Below are 18,780 nucleotides of genomic sequence, written 5' to 3' on the forward strand. Positions count from 1 at the left end.
CGAACTCACGTTATTTAACGTGGGTTCGGTATAACCGATGCGAAAGCGATTGAAGCGAGATCAACAAATTGGAATGACGAAAGGATTTCGTTTTTCAAGCCGATCGTCAATTTGTTGATCAGAGCAGAAAGCGCGGTCCGGCCGTTAGGCCGGATTCGCCCAAGATTTCAACCGCCAAACACACGTTATCTACGGGTTTTTCAGGGTTCGGTCACGTCGAGTGGAATCGGTTGAAATGTTTCAGGGAAAAAGAAGATTCGAATCCTGCAAAAAAAAGACAATTTTCTTTCGAAAATTTGGATTCCAAATTTTTTATTTTTGAACTTCAGGTTCATTATGAGATTGAAATTCGCAAACGGTGATCTCATTTATTGTAAATTCGTTTTTTAAGGGAGAGTTTTATGAAAGAAATTCGTAAACCGTTTCAAATTGGAATTCTGATTTTTTGTCTCTGTTCCGTTCTGTGGAGTTGTCAAAATGAAAAAAGTTCGGACGAGGAAGATTCCTTAAAGTTCCTGGCTTTACTTTTGAACTCGTCGGCGCCTTTGAAAGAGCCTACAAACGCGGATTGTACCGATGCGGCCCCCGCATTCTCCACGTTAAATCAGGCGGGAACGAGCACCTGCGCCACTTGTCACAACGCCGGCAACCCGACCTCCGGGTTCGACGTCACTTCTTACAGTGCGGTTCGAACCAGAGTGACCGTAAACGATCCCAAAAACAGTGCGCTCTTTCAAAAGATCAATACGGGATCGATGCGAATCAACAATAACGATTCCATCAATAAAGCCGTTTACTGTTGGATTCTCAAAGGTGCAAATCCTTGATTTTCAAAAGATTCCTATATGCGGTTTTCCTAATTTTTCTGACCGCTCAATTTTTTTTTCTTTCTCCGCTCCGCTCCGAAAAAAAACTTTCGGAGGAGTGGGTCGTTAAGGAAACGGACATTCGTTTTTTAAGCGAGGCGCCCCAGGAAACGATCCGGGGCTCCTTGCAAAAAGCGGAAGGAAACGCCGATCTGAAATCGAAAAAATTCTCCTTTCAAATCAATCTTAACGACTTAAACGTTCCCAACCGGCTGATGAACCGTCATATGCACGAGAATTATCTGGAAACGGAACGTTTTCCGAATGTGGTCTTTAACGGAAACATTTCGAAATGGGACGTATCTTCCAAAACGGTGATCGTCGAAGGGGATTTCATCTTACACGGAATTACGAAAAAGAACGTTCGAATTCAAGGGAACTTCGTAGAGAAGGGAAAGGATCTTTGGATCCGCGCGGATTTCGAGATCCTACTAAGCGATTTTAAAATCGAAATTCCTAAATTAGTAATTTTGAAACTCAATGAAAAAATCAAAATCGAAACCTCCATTCTATGGCAATTTAAATCATGAACTTTAAAATCAACTTTTCCTTAATTCCGTTTTTTATTCTGTTGATCTCTTTTTCTTTCGCCTTATTCGGACAGGAACAGAGGAAGTCCGCATTCTTAGGAAGCAGTCTCATCCACATGCCGAGCACCGAAGACGTAGGTAAGAACGGTTTGGATTTTAGAATCAATCACCGTTTTGGCAGCGCTAAATCCACTTCTTACGATTTTGCGGGTTTGGACAACGGAGCCAACACACAACTCTCTCTCGATTACGGTCTTACCGATCGGATCACGATCGGTATCGCAAGGACTTCGTTTCAAAAAACATACGAAGCGAGAGGAAAGATTCGACTGTTGACTCAAGACTCCGGCTTTCCGGTTACGGTGAGTTTTTTCGGTGTTTTCGGACAAGAAACCGAAAAACAAAATCGATTTTACGGTCCTTATCTCAAGGTTTCGACCGGTTATCCCGGTTTTGATTCCGAAGCGGGCAAACGGTTGAATACTTACGAACTTACCGATTCGGATCGACAAAGTACGTTGGCTTCCTTTTTGATTTCCAGAAGGTTCGGCGATCTTTTTTCTCTACAACTTTCCCCGATGTTCGTTCATAGAAACTTCGTCAAAGATCATCTTTCCAACGATCGAACCGGATTAGACGTTTCGTTTAGAATTCATCTTTTCAAACGTCTGGATTTCACATTCGGAACGATCCTCACTCCGAAACGGGATTATATCGGAGATTCTTACGCCGCAGAAGACAGAAAAACAAAAATCAACGGAGTCGAATATTCCGCTTCCGAAGTCAACGATCTGATCGCGAGCGGAAGAACGTTAGACGCAATCGTTAACAACATTCTACTTTCCAAACCGGTGGAATACATGTCCGTTCCCTTGAGTTTCGGGGTGGACTTTGAAACGGGAGGTCATGTCTTTCAGTTGTTCGTTACGAACAGCCGATCCATCGCGCACACTCAGTTGTTACGAGGCGCCGATTTCGATTACGACAAAAAAGAATGGACCTTGGGTTTTAACATCCATCGTTATTTTTCTTTGGAAAGTTCGGATCACTCTTCCGATCCGAAAACCGATTGAGAATACCCATCGTAACGGATCAAAACAAGACAAAACCTTTTCAAAATGGAAATAGAGTTGTTGAAAAATTAATTCTCCATTTGTTTTTGTTTTATTGAAACGGACGATTGAAGCGGTTTTGTTAATCGCGACAATTGAATTTTTCAACAACTCTAATGAAGTTTTAAGACGGATCCTTGAGTAAAATTTTCATCCAACGTGTATTGGAATGAACCTTACCAGGTCTTTTAAGAGTTTTTCAAATCGGTGCGGGCGGCGAAAAAGGCGCTTTTCTCTATTAGAAAATCATACTTTTTGCAAGTAAAAAGTATGATTTTTATCGGACCATCGGCGGAAATCGCCGTTAGTAATCGACTCGAGTTCTCCGTAAAAAATGCGGAAGTTCTCGAAACGTTAACCGCCCTTTGCCATAAGATATTTTTCCATAAACTCGGTAATATCCTTAATGTTTCGATTGATCATTTTTCTGAGTTCGGGAGGAATATTCTGGGACTTGATGACTCTATAATAATTCAGGGCGTTTTTCAACATTTTCCTTCTCGCAAATTCCTGCGCTTTGACGAGCATCGGTTTGTATTTATAGTATGAGTATTCCATAATACTGTAATTCTTTGAAAGTTTAAACGCGTGCGGAATTTTATCGAAATCGTAGGTAAGAGTCAAAAACGGTGCGTCGTCCACTTCCGGAGGTTTTAACTCCAGTATCCCGTGGATCATCCTCGGTTCTTCTTCCTTCGAACCCTCTCCGGATCCATCCCCTCCGCTTCCCGCTTCCTCCTCGGTTTCCTCGCCGAGAGGTTCAAGACCTCCCTCAAGAACCTCTATTTCAGGCGTCTCATCCGGTGCGCCGCCGGATTCAGGCGCTAGATGAGGAATTTCAGGAGTTGTCGTTTCTCCCGCCTTCTGATATTCGGGTTCCGGAAGACCTATTTTAGGAAGTTCTAATGGTTTTGACTCTTTTTCCGGAGCCTCCGAACTCGCGGGAGCTTCCAGCCGAAGCTCTCCCGACGGAGCCGAACTGGGAACCTCCGGCGGTTTTTCTTCCAAAGGTCGCACCGTTTTATCCTGAGGATCCGGAAGTCGAATCGGTACGAGTTCAATCTTTGGGAGGATGGGAGCTAAAAACGGAGGTAGGTCGTCTCTTTCGGGTAAATAATCATAATCAATCGCCTCTTGGTTCTGGGAGCTCGTTTCTTCTCGTTCTCTTTTTTTTTGCTCTTCTTTTTGTTTGAGATATTCGTCTCTTAGTTTAAAAAGATCTTCCTTTCTTCGATCCTCGTCTTGTCTTCGATCCTTTCGATTTGAGTTTGCCCCGCGACGATCCGGACCGGACCTCCTACTTTCTCCCGTTCTGCGATCCACCAGGGGCAAATCCTTAAACTTCTCCCACTCTTCGGAAAAGAAAGTATCGTCCGGAAGATCCATCGCACTCGGTTCCGCATAGGCTGATCCAGCGCCAGGACTTCCGCCAGATCCACCACCACCGGAGGGAGTTCCCACAACACCCGATCCAGCACCCGGACTTCCGCCAGATCCACCACCACCGGAGGGAGTTCCCACAACACCCGATCCAGCACCCGGACTTCCGCCAGATCCACCACCGACGCCGGAGGGAGTTCCCACAACACCCGGTCCAGCGCCGGGACTTCCGCCAGATCCGCCACCACCGGAGGGAGTTCCCACACCACCCGATCCAGCGCCGGGACTTCCGCCAGATCCGCCACCACTGGAGGGAGTTCCCACACCACCCGATCCAGCGCCGGGACTTCCGCCAGATCCGCCACCACTGGAGGGAAAAGATTTCTCTCCGGTTCCGGGGCTTGGAAGTGGAATCGGCTCTTCCGGAGGCAAAGGAGGTCCTGGACTAAAAATCTGATAAGAAACGGGACCGGTGGTATCGGAGGATCCCGAAATCGCACCCGGATCCAAAGGAGAAAGAGGAAGGGGAATCGAATGCGAAAATCCTTTGGCAATCGTATCGCCTAACGAATCACTGATGTCCCTGATGGCTCGAACGAGATCACCCAAAGGAATCGGAGGTCCGCCAAAATGATCGGGGCGATACACGTCTTCATCGTCGTTTTCGAGATGATCTTGGATCTGATCGATATTCTCCTGAATTTTTTTCCGGATCTCTTCATCCGGAACTCGAGTTTTGGTTCTTTTATAAATTTCTAATGCACCGTTAAAACTTTCCTTATCAACCAGAGCCTCGGCATTGATGAGAGGGCGACGGTGATTTGCAAATTTAGAATTATTGCGAATGATATCGTCGACTTTATTCTTCAGATTTAACTTAGGCTTTTTACGAAGACCCGGAAATTCTTCTTTGTGCTTTTGAGAATCTTCTTTTCCAAGTTTAGGTTCGCCCGCGGGCAAAGGCTGCTGCCCTGTTCCGCCCTGAGGCGAAGGTCCTTGCCCTGTTTGGGTCGGAGGACCGCCCGTCTGAGATCCGGAAGATCCACCGTCCGGAAAAGAAATCGGAATTTCTTTTCCCCTATCTCCTCGAACATTAGAGTCACCGCCGCTACGACCTGCCGCCGCCCCGCCGCCCGAAGAAGACTTTCCGGAATCGGAATCTTTCGGAGCAGGTTTGTCTTTGAATAAAGTATAAGCCCCCGCTCCGGCGGATAAAAGACCTAACATGAATAATAGGAGTGTTGTCATGGAGAGGAGTTACTGTTCTAAAAATCGACCAAACCGGATGCCAATCTTAAACCCATTCGAACTTCTTTTTGTAATTGACGTCATGGATGTATAGTATATTTCTGACCTATGAAAGCTTCGGTTCGGGCAAACTTAAGTTTTGGATCCAGTCCGGACAATCCGGACGGACTTCAATTGAAAATCACTTTCGATGAAGATACACAATCCGCATACGGTGACTTCACTTGTCCGGAAAAGTTCCAAGGTCAACCTGACGTAATTCATCCTGGAATTATATCTACGATCTTAGACGAAATCATGGTCAAAATCAACGAAGCCATGAATTTCAAAACGACTACGGGCGAACTTACGATTCGATTTTTACAACCTGCCTTCGTGAACCAACCTCTCCATTTACGCGGATGGTTCGTGAAGAAAAATAAGAAAGTAATCGAAAACAGAGCGGAAATCGAAAACGAAATCGGCAAGATCGTCGCCCGTGGAAAAGGGAAGTACATCGAAGTAGACGACTGACCGATCTTTCGCAATCAAACCGCCGATGTGGTGAAACTGGTAGACGCAGTGGATTCAAAATCCACCGGGGGCAACTCTGTGTCGGTTCGAGTCCGACCATCGGCAAGATTCAAAATCTTCTTTTTTTTCAAGTAAATTCAAAATCCACCGGGAGCAACTCTGTGTCGGTTCGAGTCGCCCCATCGGCAAGATTCAAAATCTTCTTTTTTTTCAAGTAAATTCAAAATCCACCGGGGGCAACTCTGTGTCGGTTCGAGTCGCCCCATCGGCAAGATTTAAAACAACAAACGAATAGGACTCGAAGCGAGCGAGAAGAGCGTTTGTAGCGATCCTTAGAGAGCGTAAACAAACGCGACCGAAGGACAGGATGTCCTGAGGAACGAGCGAGACGCCGTGGAGCCAAGTCGAACAGGATGTGAGACTGCGTAACGGCGAGTCGCCCCGCGTTGTGCTTTAGTTTCCCCCGCGTTTTGGGTGGAGGGGAGAGGCGGTGGGAAGACTCGGAGGTTTTTCTCTATCAGAAAATCATACTTTTTGCAAGTAAAAAACTTCATTCTTGTCGGAACATTCTAGTGAATAGATTTCAGAAATCAAAGTTCAGAATCATTTACAGAAATAGAAAAATCATACTTTGTTAAAGTCTGATCCCTCTATTAGGAAAACGTAACTGAACCCTGATTCCAAAATCCTTCTCAATTTGCGGGGCGACTCCTGCGGCCGTTTCTGAAATCCAAAATCTCATAGAACTTGGCAGGACCGGGCTGGTTCCAGGTTCGTCGCAAAGCGACTCATCTCTCGCAAATTCCTTTAAAATCAAAAAACATAAAGTATGACCTCGAGACGCTAACGCGCCTTTCACATCCCTGTCGCGGGGAAAAAGAACAACCGGTAAAAAATTAAAAACTTCAATCCGGAACGAAGAAAAGCGCGGATAACGTGAGTCGTCAGAACTCGCGTTATCAATATAACAAAGTTAAAATATACTTACAAACTAACCTTTGTTCGAAAGTATTCTCGTAAAAATCGGATTTCTGTCCTTACTCGCGATCAACTCGGTTACGCAACAAATAAGAACGACGATGGCCAATAAAAAAGAAACTCCCATATCACCCTGAAAACCGAGCACGGAAATATGAGAACCGATCGCTCCTATCATGATTACCGTCGTAATCATCGCGCCTAACCAACTCGTCTGCGGGAGTAACAATAAAAATACGACGCCTAACTCGAAAAAGCCGACGATATAACGCCCGAACGGTTCGGCGTCCAAAGCCGTAAACGTAGCGACGGAACGATCCGTACCGGAAAGTTTAAAGTAAAACGCCGGAATCAGAATCACAATTGCAACAATCCGTGCCGTCCAATCAAAGAATTTTTTCATAGACTTTACTCCACTTTAAGAACCTTAATTCTAACGAATCCGGAACCTCCTCGCAAGGACTTTTTAGAAAAACGTAAAATCATAAAATAAAGAATCGATTGATTTCCGTTTTTTAATGGAACCCGGTAAAGGTTACAATCCGAATCAAAAATCGGTTCAAACTCGTTTGTTTCTTTTCAGAGCGTCTTCGAAAAAGTCGGATTCGATTCGATCGATCGAGGTTAGGATCAATTTCATTTCCGGATCGGAAAGCCCTTGAAAAAGCTCCTCGCCTTTTTGTAATATTACGAGACCGAGACGGATTCCTTCGACGTCTTCGGGAGTATAAATTTTCGGTTTGTTTTCCATTTTGGAAACGATCGTTTTCATCATCAAAACGATCTTGTTTAAAAGTTCCCTATTGGAAAGAGTTTCAAAGAGTTTCACGATATCCTTTCTAAATTGGTCCGCTTCTTTTTTGGGAATCCGAGAAAGGATTCTATCAAAGACGATCGGGTCTTCCGGATCGTTCCCCGATCTCAATTCTTCTTTTGTGAATTCGAACATTAGGGTTTCAAAATGTCTTGCCGTAAGATAAGAATTTAGGGCCGCAAAACCCGTCTTAAACGCGGCGCCTAAATGTCTTCCGAAACTGAAAGCGGCGGCGCCTAAGGAGCCGATCAAACCGAAAACCTTGGAAGGGCTATGTACAAAACCGGCAAGGGAATGAAAAGCTGCGTCCAACAAAACTCTACCCTTGTATTCCGGATAAAGAAGCTCTAAAAAATATTTTAAAAGAGTATCGACGACAGATCTTGGAAGTACTTTCAATTCCGGATAACGTTCCAAATTGGAAGTCGAATAGCGTCGGATCAAGGAAGAACGATAGGCTCGGATTAAAATCGGAAAATCCGGGTCCTGAAGAAAATTTTTCATACAACCGGAAGAATCGAATTCTTTCGGTTGGAGTAAACTAGAAAATGACTCTCTAAACGAGATACAAAGTACGAAAAAAAATAAAACTTGTCCCGACACTTTCACAATCGGACAAACTTTCAACCGCTCGCAAATCGTTTAGCACTTAAACGTGGATAAAAACGGTAAGGTCGCGTTCGCAGGCATAGGTTTGCTGTAAAAATATCCCTGCCCTTTATCACAACCTTGTTTTTTCATCAACTCTCCCACCTCGGCGGTTTCAATCCCTTCCGCAACGACCGTCATTCCGAGTTTATGACCGAGATCGATCGCGGCCTGACAGATAAAAAGCGCTTCCTTATCGTACGGAGCCACACTCACAAAAGATCGATCGATCTTGAGTTCCGTAAACGGGTAACGATGAATTTGTTTCAGGGAAGAATAACCGATTCCAAAATCATCCACGGAAAGTCCGATCCCTCGAAGTCGAATCCGAGTCAGAATATCCAAGGTCGATATGATATTTTCCAATAACTGAGTTTCCGTAACTTCAACGATCAACTGATTGTTCTTCAGACCGAAACCTTCTATCATCTTGGAAATGGTTTCGGGGAGAATCAGCTTGTTCATACTCACGGGAGAAACGTTAACCGCAACGGCGATCCCCGGAAATTGTTTGTTCCAAACCGAACACTGAGAGAGGGCCTGAAGAATCAGTTTTTCGGTCATCGCGTCCATCAGACTCGGATACGATTCCAAAGTCGGAATGAACGAATCCGGAAAAATTAAACCGCGCTCGGGATGAGACCAGCGCACCAAGGATTCAAAACCGGAAACGGTTCCCGTTTTAAAATCGATCTTGGGTTGATAAAAAAGCAACATTTGATCTTCTCGAATCGCGATCTCGATTTCTTCGGCGGAGATCGCGGACGGCGGTTCCTTAGAGGTTTTTTTTGCGGGAGCAAAAGTGTTCGAAGATTCGTTTTTCTTTTGATCGGAAATAAGTCCCATAAGAACTTTCTGATATTCTTGAATTCGAATCGGCTTTTCAAGAACTCCCGAAATTTTTAATCCGTACTGAATCGCGAGGGCCTCGGCGCTCTGTAAAACTCTTCGATCCGCCCCGCTGATCAGGATGATGGAAACGGAAACTTTTTTTCCGGATAACATCCGTAAAACGTCGACTCCGTCCACGCCGGGAATCATGAGATCCAAAATGATATGTTCGGTATTCTCGCTCAATTTTTCGAAAAATACTCCGGCCTCATGCGTGACCGTAACTTCAAAACCGCATTGTTTGGCAAGATCCCCGAGGATTCCCGCGATTTCCTCCTCGTCGTCTAAAATCAATAGATTGGGCGATGCAAGCTGACTCATGGATGGCTAAATTATAATATACCGAAATGATTCTCAAGAGATTTTCGAGATATCGGCCAAGGGATATAAACGAAATTTTTCGATTTGTATGCGTCGATCGAAGAATAAAAACAATAAACTCTCGCTTTCAAGCCGGATCCTTGCGCGTTCATCACAATCTCGGTCCACTTCGAAAAATCCTCTCGCCAGGTTTCCGAAAGCAATACGGCTTCCGAACCTACCTTGGAAAGATAAGATTCAAAAACGTTTAAGTCTTTAAAACGAAAAACCCGATATCCAAATCTCCGAAAGATATAAGACGCTCTCCTTGAAGATTCTCCTTCGTCCGAAAAATAAAAAATTTCCTTCGGCTTTTCGGAGGATTTGACGGTTACAAAATTAGGATTTGATTTTAGTTGTTCAATCGGAAGATAAATATAAAAATCCGAACCCACCCCCGAGTGGGAATCAAAGACGATTCGTCCGTCGCTTCTTTTTACGAAGCCGAAGATCATTGGGAGGCCAAGTCCGGAATTTTTTCCTTTTTGTTTTGTGCTGAAAAAAGGTTCAAAAATTTTATCGAATAGGTTCGCATCCATTCCTCTCCCGTTGTCCGCAACCCTCAGTAGAAAATAATTTCCTTCCTTTAAACCCAGCGACTTATCTTTAAAATTTAAGACGATCGTATCGGTTTCGATCAAAATTTTTCCTCCGGATTCTTCAAGAGCTTCCTTTGCGTTTTGAAGTAAGTTCATAAGACAATTCGCAAATTCGCCCGGATCGATCCGGCAAAGATCACCACCCGAACCGGGTTCGAACGTCACTTGAACGTTCTCCGGAAAAACGTCCTTGGATTTTTCCAAATAATCGGCGATCAACCGATTCGGGTCCACGACCTCCGGTTGCAGGGATTGTTTTCTGGAAAAATTCAGTAACTTCTTATTTACCTCCGCGCCTCGCATAACCGCATTTTGTGCGGAACGAATCCGATTCAAAACGTCCGGTTGATCCTTACACTGCATCTCCAACATATCCAGGTTTGCGATGATGATGTTTAGAATATTATTAAAATCGTGAGCGATTCCTCCGGAAAATCGGGATATGACTTCCATCCTCAAAAGAAAAACGTCCGAACGATTCTCCGTCGACTCTTCCCTTTCCTTCAAAACGGCAAACAACGTTTTTGATAGAGTAAACGCGGAAAGATTTTTCTTTTCCAGATAACCCTGAAATCCCGCTTCTTTTGAGATCGTTTCCATTTCCTCTTTCGATATCCCCGAAATCAAAACCGCAGAAACGGAACCCGCGATCGTACGAATCTCATGCAAGATTTCTAATCCGATTTGCGATCCTAAAAAATGATCGATTACATAAATCTTATATTTGGAAGGATCGGTTTTTAAATCGGCAAAAGCGCTCTGAGCGTCCTTAAAACGAGTCAGTTTGTATTTGGGGAACGGAATTTCGTCCAGATATGCCTTAAAAAGAACGAAATCCTCTTCGTCGTCTTCGATCAGACAAACCGAAACCTCGTCCGATAAATCGTCACTGAACAACGGGAAGCTCCACGATTTCCAGCCAATATTCTCCCAAGGTTCGAATCGTTTCCATAAACGCGCCGAACTCCACCGGTTTTCGAATGAACGAGTTTGCACCCAGATCGTAAGTTTGAAACATATCCTCCTCCTCTCTGGAAGTCGTAAGAACGATGACCGGAATCGTTTTGAACTTCGCGGAGGACTTGATCGTTTTTAAAACTTCTCTTCCGTCCATTCTGGGCATATTCAGATCCAAAAGAATGATTCCAGGTCTCGGGTATTTAAGAATATCAGAATATTCTCCTTTGTTTTGAAGGAACTCGAATAATTCCTCCCCGTCCTTCACAAAATGTAAGGGATTGATGAGATTATTCTCCCTAAAACCGTCCTTCATCAATAGACGATCGTCCGGATCATCCTCGGCAACGAGTATATGAATCGAATTCCGATTTTTAATTTCCGCTTTCATACTTTTTAATCCGACGCGAAAGAACCCGGAAGATCCACATAAAACGTGGAACCTTTCCTTAAAACGCTTTCGGCGTAAATTCTTCCTCCGTGAAGTTCAATAATTTTTTTACAAACCGCAAGACCGATTCCGTTTCCGTCATAATCTTCCCGGCTATGGAGTCTTTGAAAGAGCGTAAATATCTTATCCCCGTGCCTTTTGTCAAAACCGATTCCATTATCGGAAAAGGTAATTTGAATCCGGTTCTGCGCCGTGGGATGTGCGACACACTGAATGATAACTTCGGGTATTTCACTCCGATTGAACTTGATTCCGTTTTTGATTAGATTTTGAAAAACCGTTCCCATCTGAAACGGGTCGCACCAAGTATAACCGATCTTGGAACCTAAGACCTTCGCGTTTTTTTCTTTGATATAAATTTCCAAATCGCCGATGGAATCCTTTAAGATATTGCTTAAGTCGACGAACTGGAACGGTTTGGCCTTGGTCTTAATCCGAGAATACGACAAAAGACCTTCGATCAAGTTGGACAATCGATGCGCGGAAGAAGACATTCTTTGAATATAGTCCACGGATTCGGAATCCAAATCGGACGTTTTTTTCAAAAGACGATCTCCGAAAGCCATGATTTTTCGCAGAGGTTCCTGAAGATCGTGAGACGCAATAAAAGCGAAATCCTCCAAGTCGGCGTTCGATCGTTGAAGCTCTTTAGTCATATTCTCCAGCTTGAGTTGAGTTTCTTGAATTTCGGTGATATCTTTTCCCGTACTGTAAACGAGTCGGTGTTCCGGAGAAACGATCGTCTTCCAGAGAATCGTTTTCGTCTGCTCGTGTTTGGTGATATATCGAAGCGCAACCGAAAGATTTTTTCCGTGCTTTCGAACCTCGACGAGGGCCTCCGACATCTTATCCCTATCGTCCGGATGAACGATTTCCATGGAATCGATCCCGTTCAATTCTTCCGAAGTATAACCCAAAACTTCCTCCCAAGCGTGATTCCGTTCTATAATCTGCCCGCCCAGTGTGGAAATCTGGAACATATCCCCGGATAATTTAAAAAAATGATCTTTTTCCTCTTCCGATTCCTTGTTTTTAAACAAAACCTCGATCTGATCCGAAATCAATTCAAACATTTGAATATAAGAATTTTCTGAATCGAATTCGGTCCGAGTACAGAACTCCAGAACGTAAGTTTCGTGTCCCGTCCGTAAGGGAATCGCAATCCAAGAACGGATTCCGGATTGAATCGCAAATTGCGCCCGTTTAAAATCCTTTTCCTTTTGAACGTCCCGGACAAAACGGATTTTTTTCGCGGCAAACACTTTTCCGATCATTCCTTCTCCGGGAGAAAACTTGGTTTCAAAACAAGCGATTCTATACCGCAAAAAAATCGCATCGGCCGAATACCAGGGAGAACTCTCCTCCAAAACGATCGCGCCGTTTTGAAATCTCCAGGTTTGGGCAAAACTCCAAGAGGTTTCCTTACAGATCGTTTCAAAAAGAATCTCGAATGATTCTTTTACACTCGACGCTTTCGGGATTTTTAAGGAAATTTCTTTAAGAATATTCTGTTTCGTATCTCTTCTTCTTTTTTCAGTGATGTCCTGAAAAAAAACGGAAATCCCTTCCTCAAAAGGAAAAACCCTGAACTCAATCACGTTTCCGGTTTCGGCGATTTTATATTCGAAAGTAAGCGGTTTTCCGGTTCGGACCGCAAGTTCGTACTTGTCCCGAAAAAACAGAGCCTCGGGCACCGGATACAAATCCCAGATGTTTCTGCCGATCAATTCTTCTTTAGATTTTCCTAATGTAATTAGGGATTGCCGGTTCGCGGAAATAAATCTCCAGTCTTTGGAAAGCGCAAAATATCGATCCGACATACTTTCGATAACGGATTGTTTTTCGGAGCGGCTTTGTTTTAAGGCGTACGAGGTTTCTATCGTTTCGGAAACGTTCGTCAAAATCGCCAAAACCGCGAAGGAATCCCCGAACGGAATTCGGTTCGCCGTGATTTTCACGTAAATAAATTTTTTATCCTTTCTCCAATGTCTCCAAACTCCTCTGGATCGAATTCCCGTTTCCTGCGCGTAATTTTGAATCAACGTTTCCATATCGGTGCGATCCTCTTCCGAACGAATGTCCAACAGATTCATAGAAGAAAATTCTTTCCTGGAAAACCCGTAGAGATAAACCGCCGCGTCGTTTACGGCAAGAAAACGTAAAGTGGTCGGATCGAATAAAAACGCGGGTTCCGGAAGTCTGTAAAAAATGGATTCTACGATCGGACTTCCCTCCTCGTGTTCCCCGGCCAAAACTTCAAACGTATAAAGACGATATGTCGTTTCGCCTTCCTTTACCGTTTTCCAAAAAAAACGTAGAATATGATTATCGACAAAAAGTGTATCAAAATATTCCGAATCTTGAATGTGTTTTAAAAGAACTTTTTCCGTAAAGTCCGCGTAGTCCCGAACCTTTCCGTGGAGATGAAACAAAAAAGAGGGAAACGTATCCGGTTCGCGATCGAATCCTTTAAATCCCCAAAATCGAACGCACTCTTTCGATAGGATGATTTTTCCGGAAGGACGTTCTTCGAGTATGCAGATCTGCTCTTGAAAGGAGGAAAACTCCGAAGAGAATTCTTCCAAGGATTGGATTCCTGAGGGTTGCATAACGATCGCCGAAGGAGGACAATTCTAACTTCTTTATGAGAAGAATTTCAATTAAAAAATGAGAATTTACGAATTTAGTTTTTTCTTAATTTCGTTTTTCCAAATATGAACTTTTTTTCTTCCCGTCTCGTATCCGATCTCGTATAATTTTTGAAACTGATCCCAATCGAAAGTGGAATACCCTCCTACGGGAAGTTCGATGTACAAGTCGGAGTTATTCCGAGTCCGGTTCCGACTGTTCTTGCTGGACAACATCATGGAACGCATCATGATTTCTGCAAATCCAGTATACTTTGTTTTTAAACTCGTTCTTTTTAGATGATGAAATAATAAATTGAAAAAAGACGGAGCCTCTCCCAAATACTGAGGTCCGAGCAGATTATGATACGTCCCATCCTTATCGACCTGCCCTCCTCCACCCAAATCGACCGAGATCAAAATCCCGGCCCCTCTTTCTTTCAAAATGGAACCCGGAAGGTTGTCGAGTAAACCGCCGTCCACAAACAACTCCCCGTTTTCGGAAAAAGGCGGAAAAATTCCCGGAATGGAAGTGCTGGCTCGAACGGCCTTCCATAACAAACCTCTGTCAAAAACTTTTCTTTCGGCTTTCGTTAAGTTGCAAGCAATCGCATAAAAAGGAATGGGAAGCGTTTCTATGTTTCTGTCTTTGAAAAATTCGTGAATGGCCTGCGAATATCTTTTTCCTCTTACCAAAGAGACGAACGGAAACGTAAAGTCTCCGAGTATGTTTCGATCCAACCAAAAGTTTCGGATCAGAGGCAGGATATCGGAAGAACCGAGTCCCATCGCAAACAAACCGCCCATGATCGCTCCCGCGCTCGTTCCCGAAATCATATCCACGGGAACATCGTTCTCCTCGAAACACTTTAAAAGTCCGAGATGTGCGAATCCCTTAGCGCCTCCGCCGGAAAGCGCGACTCCGATACTCTTACCGGTGAGCCTTCTGGACAATCTTCCGAAGTCCGCGCTCACATCCCTGCGTAAAATACAGTGGGAAATCGAAGGAAATTTCAGTAAAACCGATTCTATCTTTTTCCAATCGGTAAAGTCGGAATCGATCAAGAACACGAGTTCCTTTTGAATTTCTTCGGGTAACATGGAATTTACTTCCTCGTATTCCAAGGCGATCGGCAACTTCGGATCGATTAAGATTAGAATTCGATCCGATTGACGAAAACAGGTTTCCCTCCAACCGGGATTGCGCGTATCGGTTTTGAATATGAGTTTATCGTAATCTTTTTCGAGTTCGTAAAACCGGTTTACGAGATCTCCGATTCGATACGGATCGGTTTTTTTAGGATTTTTTTTACCTTCCCTAGAACCGATCCGTTTTCCAAAAACATTAGAATCCAATAATATTGTTTTTCCGAAATTCTTGAGACCGTTTTGAAGAGAACGGTAAAATTCCTCGGGGATCGTATTCAACGGAAAAACCGAAACGGTTCTGACGGAATTGCCCTTTCGATACTCCTGATTTCTCTCCGTTCCCAATCGATGTACGATGGTTCCCGTAATTTGAAAGATCGCTTCCGGTGAATTTGCAAAACTTTTACGAAAGTCCTCTCTTGAAATCCGAACCACTTGACTGGTTCTCAAAGCCACGACGGTCGCGGATCTTTTATCTCCGCTGAGTAACGACATTTCACCGATGATGTCCCCTTTGCCGAGTTCTCCTTGTGCGAGAATTTCCCCGTGATTGGAACGCACCGTCCAGGACAACCGCCCGGAAACGAGGATGTACATCGAGTCGCCGACGTCTCCCTGTTTGAGTAGGACTTCCCCTCCGGGAATCGCGAGCCATTCCATTCTGGATTCCAAATTGGAAAGAGTGACCTTATCCAGATGAAACAAAAGTTCCACGGAGGAAAGGAAGGCCATCAGTTCTTTTTTGGAGGGCCTGAGTTTGGATACGTGAAAGAGATGGTTCTCCTTATTGATATCCTCGATCCACTTTTTCCAGTTCGGAAGTTTGGAAACGATCCGAGTCAAATCGTCCGGAAGTATATAAAGAATTTCTGATATTCCGGAATGTAATATCTTATCCGGTTGAAATAAAAAATAATCCCCCGGAAACAATTCCCTAAGGAGCCAATGTTTTTCCTCAGTATTCAAAAGAGTTTCTTGGAGTTTTCCGGTCAGAATCAGGCACAAGGAACCGGGAACCGGCTTCCGAACGGATACATTCGAATTCCATTGTGTTATGTTCAGGCGTTTTATTAGAACGTCCTCTTCCTTGGAATCTTTCCATGCCGGAAATGCGGAGGAGGTTTTGGTACGAAAGTCCCGTAATCGTTTTAGAATTTTTTTCTTAGACTGAGCGCGTTCCATATTCTTAATAGACGGGTACTAGGTGTCAGATTTCAGGGATCCGATTTCAGGAAATTTTCAGAGATAAGGAACTAACCTTTTTTAAAGTCTAATCGCCCTATTCAGAAAAATCCCTCTGAACCCTGATTTCTGTCCACTGATCTCTAACAATCTATCCGCTGATCGCTAATCCGATCAGTAACGTGCTTTCAATCCGCAAAAATCGTTCGGAGTTGAGTTATACGCGATTTTCGATTTTATAAACCTTGATCGGCTGAGACTTTCCTTTTACGGTTACCTCGTCCAAAAACGAATGTGCAAAACGACTCGCATCCCGAAGAGAAGCAATCGTAACTTCACTCGCAATGATCGAACATCCGAACTGTTTCGTTAGGCCTTCGATTCGAGAAGCAAGATTTACGCTATCACCGATAACGGTTCCTTCCATACGATTTTCATGGCCTATAATTCCGAGCATCAAGTGACCCGTATGAATTCCAATGCCGATATCGATGGGATCCTGGTTTTGATTTTTTCGAAGTTCGTTGAATTTCTTAAGCGCATCTAACATCGCTAAAGCCGCCTCGACCGCATTTTCCGCGCGGGCCGGAAAGATCGCCATAATCGCATCTCCGATAAACTTATCGATAAAACCGTTATGCTCCCGAATCACGGGGGCGATCATTCCCAAATAATCGTTGATAAATCGAAAATTCTCGCTCGGAGTCATCTTTTCGGAAAGTGTCGTAAAACCGCGAATGTCGGAGAACATCACCGTCATCAAACCTTCCGTTTGATCGGCCAATTGGACTTCCAAAATCGACTTTTTACTGAGAAGTGGCAACAATTCCTTCGGCACAAAACGGCTGTAGGCTTCCGACAATTGTTGCTGAGTATGATACGCGGCCGCGTTTTCGATCGCTACCGCGATCTGATTGCCTACGACGCTCAGGATCACTTCATCCAAAAGTTTAAATGCGTTCATCTCCGAACTTTCCACGGCAAAAACGCCGAGCAACTTATCTTTGACGAGCAATGGAATTGCGATCTGACTTTTTGCGTCCTTCAAACCCGGAAGTTCGATCTGCTTCTCCTCCCTTCCCATCGATTGTCCGATCTGTCCCGCATAACGCATCTGCGTCGTAATTCCGACCATACGCATGATTTTTTTTCTTTTTGCGACGACGCCGATCACACCTTGGCCGAATTCAACCTTGGCGCCCACGCCGCCTTCTTCGTATCCTCGACTCGCTTTGACGCTAAGAGATTCGGTGCCTTCTTCCAGCATCAGAATCATAGCGTGTTTGAAACCGAAAACTTCATCCATGACCATCATGATCCGGTCGAAAATTTTCTCAAGATCCAGAGTATTGAGAATCTCCGCCGAAATGGACTGGATGATTTCAACCTCCCTGGTTTTTCTATGAAGTTTCTGATTGAGGTCTTCGATTCCTTTCTGATTTTCAACGAATTGTTTTTTGAAATCTTCGATTTCCGGATTGTCTGGCACGATTAAGACTCCTTGGCTTCCGTAAATTTCCGCACGGAACGTATTTCGAAAATGTCGGCCGCTTTCAGTTTAAATACGTCGCTCATTCCGGACATGGAAGCGATCGCTTCGAGTTGCATTTCCATAGCCTCGAACAATTCGCCTTCCGTTTCCGTCCTCTGATAATAAATGTCGAGCAGCCAAGGTTCCAGATCTTCGGGATTTAAAACCTGAATGATCGCGTGTTTGTTTTCAGTAACGTTCTTATGCGTTTTTCCGAAAAATTGATTCGATATCGCCAAATGAGTGGCATCCACTTGGTAGACCTGACTCACGATCGTCGCATTCGGAATCCCTTCTTTGGAACAAGTTACCATGATACTCGGAACGATACCCTGTAAACAAGGTTGTAAATCTTCTGGAATTTCTGAGATCATTTCAATTTTTCTCCTGCCTTAATTCCGGGCGATTGATCGAAAAGTTCGGACAACTCAAAAGTAATGGCAAACGCAGGATGAATGACGTATTTTCTCCAACCTTCTCCGGCCTTAGGACCGAAAAAAAGCGCGCTATTTTCCGCTCCCGCCTCTCGGACGGTTTTCATCAATTCGTAATCGGATTCAGTACAGTCTTTTATTTCCTGAACCGTACCTTTATACTGACGCGTTTTAAAATTAGCCATGTGAGCAACGGTCGCGGCAATCAACTTGTTATTTTCTATATCCTTCAAACACGGGGCTGCGATGATCTTTGGGACCATTACGGTCATATGTTTTTGGTCTTCACTCATTCGAATCCCAAATGCTCGTGCAAAATGAGGTTTCAATTCCGCGTCTCTCGTAGCGATACTGATGGACAACGGTCCGACCAGATCGCCCATTTCTTCCTGGGTCAAAGTCATATCTTCTAAGCCTCCGATAAAAAAACAAATTTGGTTTCGTTTCAAGGATCCATACAAATTCAAAACGATAGAAGCGATATTTTTTAAATCTTACAAACTATCGACC

Annotated in this window: 15 protein-coding genes and 1 tRNA gene; 5 read left to right on the plus strand and 11 right to left on the minus strand. The window is 44.1% G+C overall.

Annotated elements, in window-relative coordinates; translation table 11 throughout:
* Nucleotides 1-401 precede the first annotated feature (401 nt).
* Genes LEP1GSC060_RS16270 through LEP1GSC060_RS16280 form a run of 3 tightly spaced genes read left to right on the plus strand, consistent with a single transcriptional unit; the run spans nt 402 to nt 2,469 of the window.
* The gene (locus LEP1GSC060_RS16270) at nt 402-827 is read left to right on the plus strand and encodes an LIC11213 family lipoprotein (protein WP_003008604.1); all 426 of its coding nucleotides are present in this window, start codon (nt 402-404) and stop codon (nt 825-827) included.
* The gene (locus tag LEP1GSC060_RS16275) at nt 824-1,396 is read left to right on the plus strand and encodes a YceI family protein (RefSeq protein WP_003008472.1); all 573 of its coding nucleotides are present in this window, start codon (nt 824-826) and stop codon (nt 1,394-1,396) included. The genes LEP1GSC060_RS16270 and LEP1GSC060_RS16275 overlap by 4 nt, the downstream gene beginning before the upstream one ends.
* The gene (locus tag LEP1GSC060_RS16280) at nt 1,393-2,469 is read left to right on the plus strand and encodes a DUF5777 family beta-barrel protein (protein ID WP_003008491.1); all 1,077 of its coding nucleotides are present in this window, start codon (nt 1,393-1,395) and stop codon (nt 2,467-2,469) included. Before LEP1GSC060_RS16275 ends, LEP1GSC060_RS16280 begins: the two co-directional genes overlap by 4 nt.
* 393 nt (nt 2,470-2,862) lie before the next feature.
* Here LEP1GSC060_RS16280 and LEP1GSC060_RS16285 read toward each other — a convergent pair whose 3' ends face one another.
* On the minus strand, nt 2,863-5,136 hold the full coding sequence (locus LEP1GSC060_RS16285; RefSeq protein WP_230458348.1) for a hypothetical protein: 2,274 nt from the start codon (nt 5,134-5,136) through the stop codon (nt 2,863-2,865).
* 108 nt (nt 5,137-5,244) lie between these two features.
* Here LEP1GSC060_RS16285 and LEP1GSC060_RS16290 point away from each other — a divergent pair, with 108 nt between their 5' ends.
* Both LEP1GSC060_RS16290 and LEP1GSC060_RS16295 read left to right on the plus strand, forming a co-directional pair.
* The gene (locus LEP1GSC060_RS16290; RefSeq protein ID WP_000648186.1) at nt 5,245-5,649 is read left to right on the plus strand and encodes a PaaI family thioesterase; all 405 of its coding nucleotides are present in this window, start codon (nt 5,245-5,247) and stop codon (nt 5,647-5,649) included.
* 21 nt (nt 5,650-5,670) lie between these two features.
* Nucleotides 5,671-5,754, plus strand: a tRNA-Leu gene (locus LEP1GSC060_RS16295).
* An 886-nt stretch (nt 5,755-6,640) separates the two neighbouring features.
* Here LEP1GSC060_RS16295 and LEP1GSC060_RS16300 read toward each other — a convergent pair.
* The 10 genes from LEP1GSC060_RS16300 to LEP1GSC060_RS16345 all read right to left on the minus strand — a co-directional run bounded on the left by LEP1GSC060_RS16300 (nt 6,641) and on the right by LEP1GSC060_RS16345 (nt 18,674).
* Nucleotides 6,641-7,030 carry a DoxX family protein gene (locus tag LEP1GSC060_RS16300; RefSeq protein WP_036096865.1) on the minus strand — a complete coding sequence of 130 codons (390 nt, stop codon included), beginning with the start codon at nt 7,028-7,030 and terminating at the stop codon, nt 6,641-6,643.
* A 156-nt stretch (nt 7,031-7,186) separates the two neighbouring features.
* Nucleotides 7,187-7,945, minus strand: a complete 759-nt coding sequence (locus LEP1GSC060_RS16305; RefSeq protein WP_036096887.1) for a hypothetical protein — start codon at nt 7,943-7,945, stop codon at nt 7,187-7,189.
* Nucleotides 7,946-8,083: 138 nt separating this feature from the next.
* A complete protein-coding gene (locus tag LEP1GSC060_RS16310; RefSeq protein WP_036096867.1) occupies nt 8,084-9,301 on the minus strand; it encodes an EAL domain-containing response regulator in 1,218 nt (405 codons plus the stop codon).
* A gap of 11 nt (nt 9,302-9,312) precedes the next feature.
* Nucleotides 9,313-10,836 (minus strand): hybrid sensor histidine kinase/response regulator, encoded by a 1,524-nt coding sequence (locus tag LEP1GSC060_RS16315; protein ID WP_003008595.1) that lies wholly within the window; start codon nt 10,834-10,836, stop codon nt 9,313-9,315.
* Complete coding sequence (locus tag LEP1GSC060_RS16320; protein WP_003008438.1) at nt 10,826-11,287, minus strand: response regulator; 462 nt, start codon at nt 11,285-11,287, stop codon at nt 10,826-10,828. The genes LEP1GSC060_RS16315 and LEP1GSC060_RS16320 overlap by 11 nt, the downstream gene beginning before the upstream one ends.
* 5 nt (nt 11,288-11,292) lie before the next feature.
* A complete protein-coding gene (locus tag LEP1GSC060_RS16325; protein ID WP_003008488.1) occupies nt 11,293-13,956 on the minus strand; it encodes a PAS domain-containing sensor histidine kinase in 2,664 nt (887 codons plus the stop codon).
* Between the two features lie 66 nt (nt 13,957-14,022).
* Nucleotides 14,023-16,305 (minus strand): patatin-like phospholipase family protein, encoded by a 2,283-nt coding sequence (locus tag LEP1GSC060_RS16330; protein WP_003008354.1) that lies wholly within the window; start codon nt 16,303-16,305, stop codon nt 14,023-14,025.
* 217 nt (nt 16,306-16,522) lie between these two features.
* Entirely contained in the window at nt 16,523-17,794 is a 1,272-nt protein-coding gene (locus LEP1GSC060_RS16335) for an adenylate/guanylate cyclase domain-containing protein (RefSeq protein ID WP_003008539.1), read from the minus strand.
* 2 nt (nt 17,795-17,796) lie between these two features.
* Nucleotides 17,797-18,210 (minus strand): pyridoxamine 5'-phosphate oxidase family protein, encoded by a 414-nt coding sequence (locus LEP1GSC060_RS16340; RefSeq protein ID WP_003008392.1) that lies wholly within the window; start codon nt 18,208-18,210, stop codon nt 17,797-17,799.
* Nucleotides 18,207-18,674, minus strand: a complete 468-nt coding sequence (locus tag LEP1GSC060_RS16345; protein WP_003008463.1) for a hypothetical protein — start codon at nt 18,672-18,674, stop codon at nt 18,207-18,209. Before LEP1GSC060_RS16345 ends, LEP1GSC060_RS16340 begins: the two co-directional genes overlap by 4 nt.
* Between the last annotated feature and the right edge of the window lie 106 nt (nt 18,675-18,780).

Origin of the sequence: Leptospira weilii serovar Ranarum str. ICFT, assembly GCF_000332415.1 — a bacterium.
GTDB lineage: Bacteria > Spirochaetota > Leptospiria > Leptospirales > Leptospiraceae > Leptospira > Leptospira weilii_A.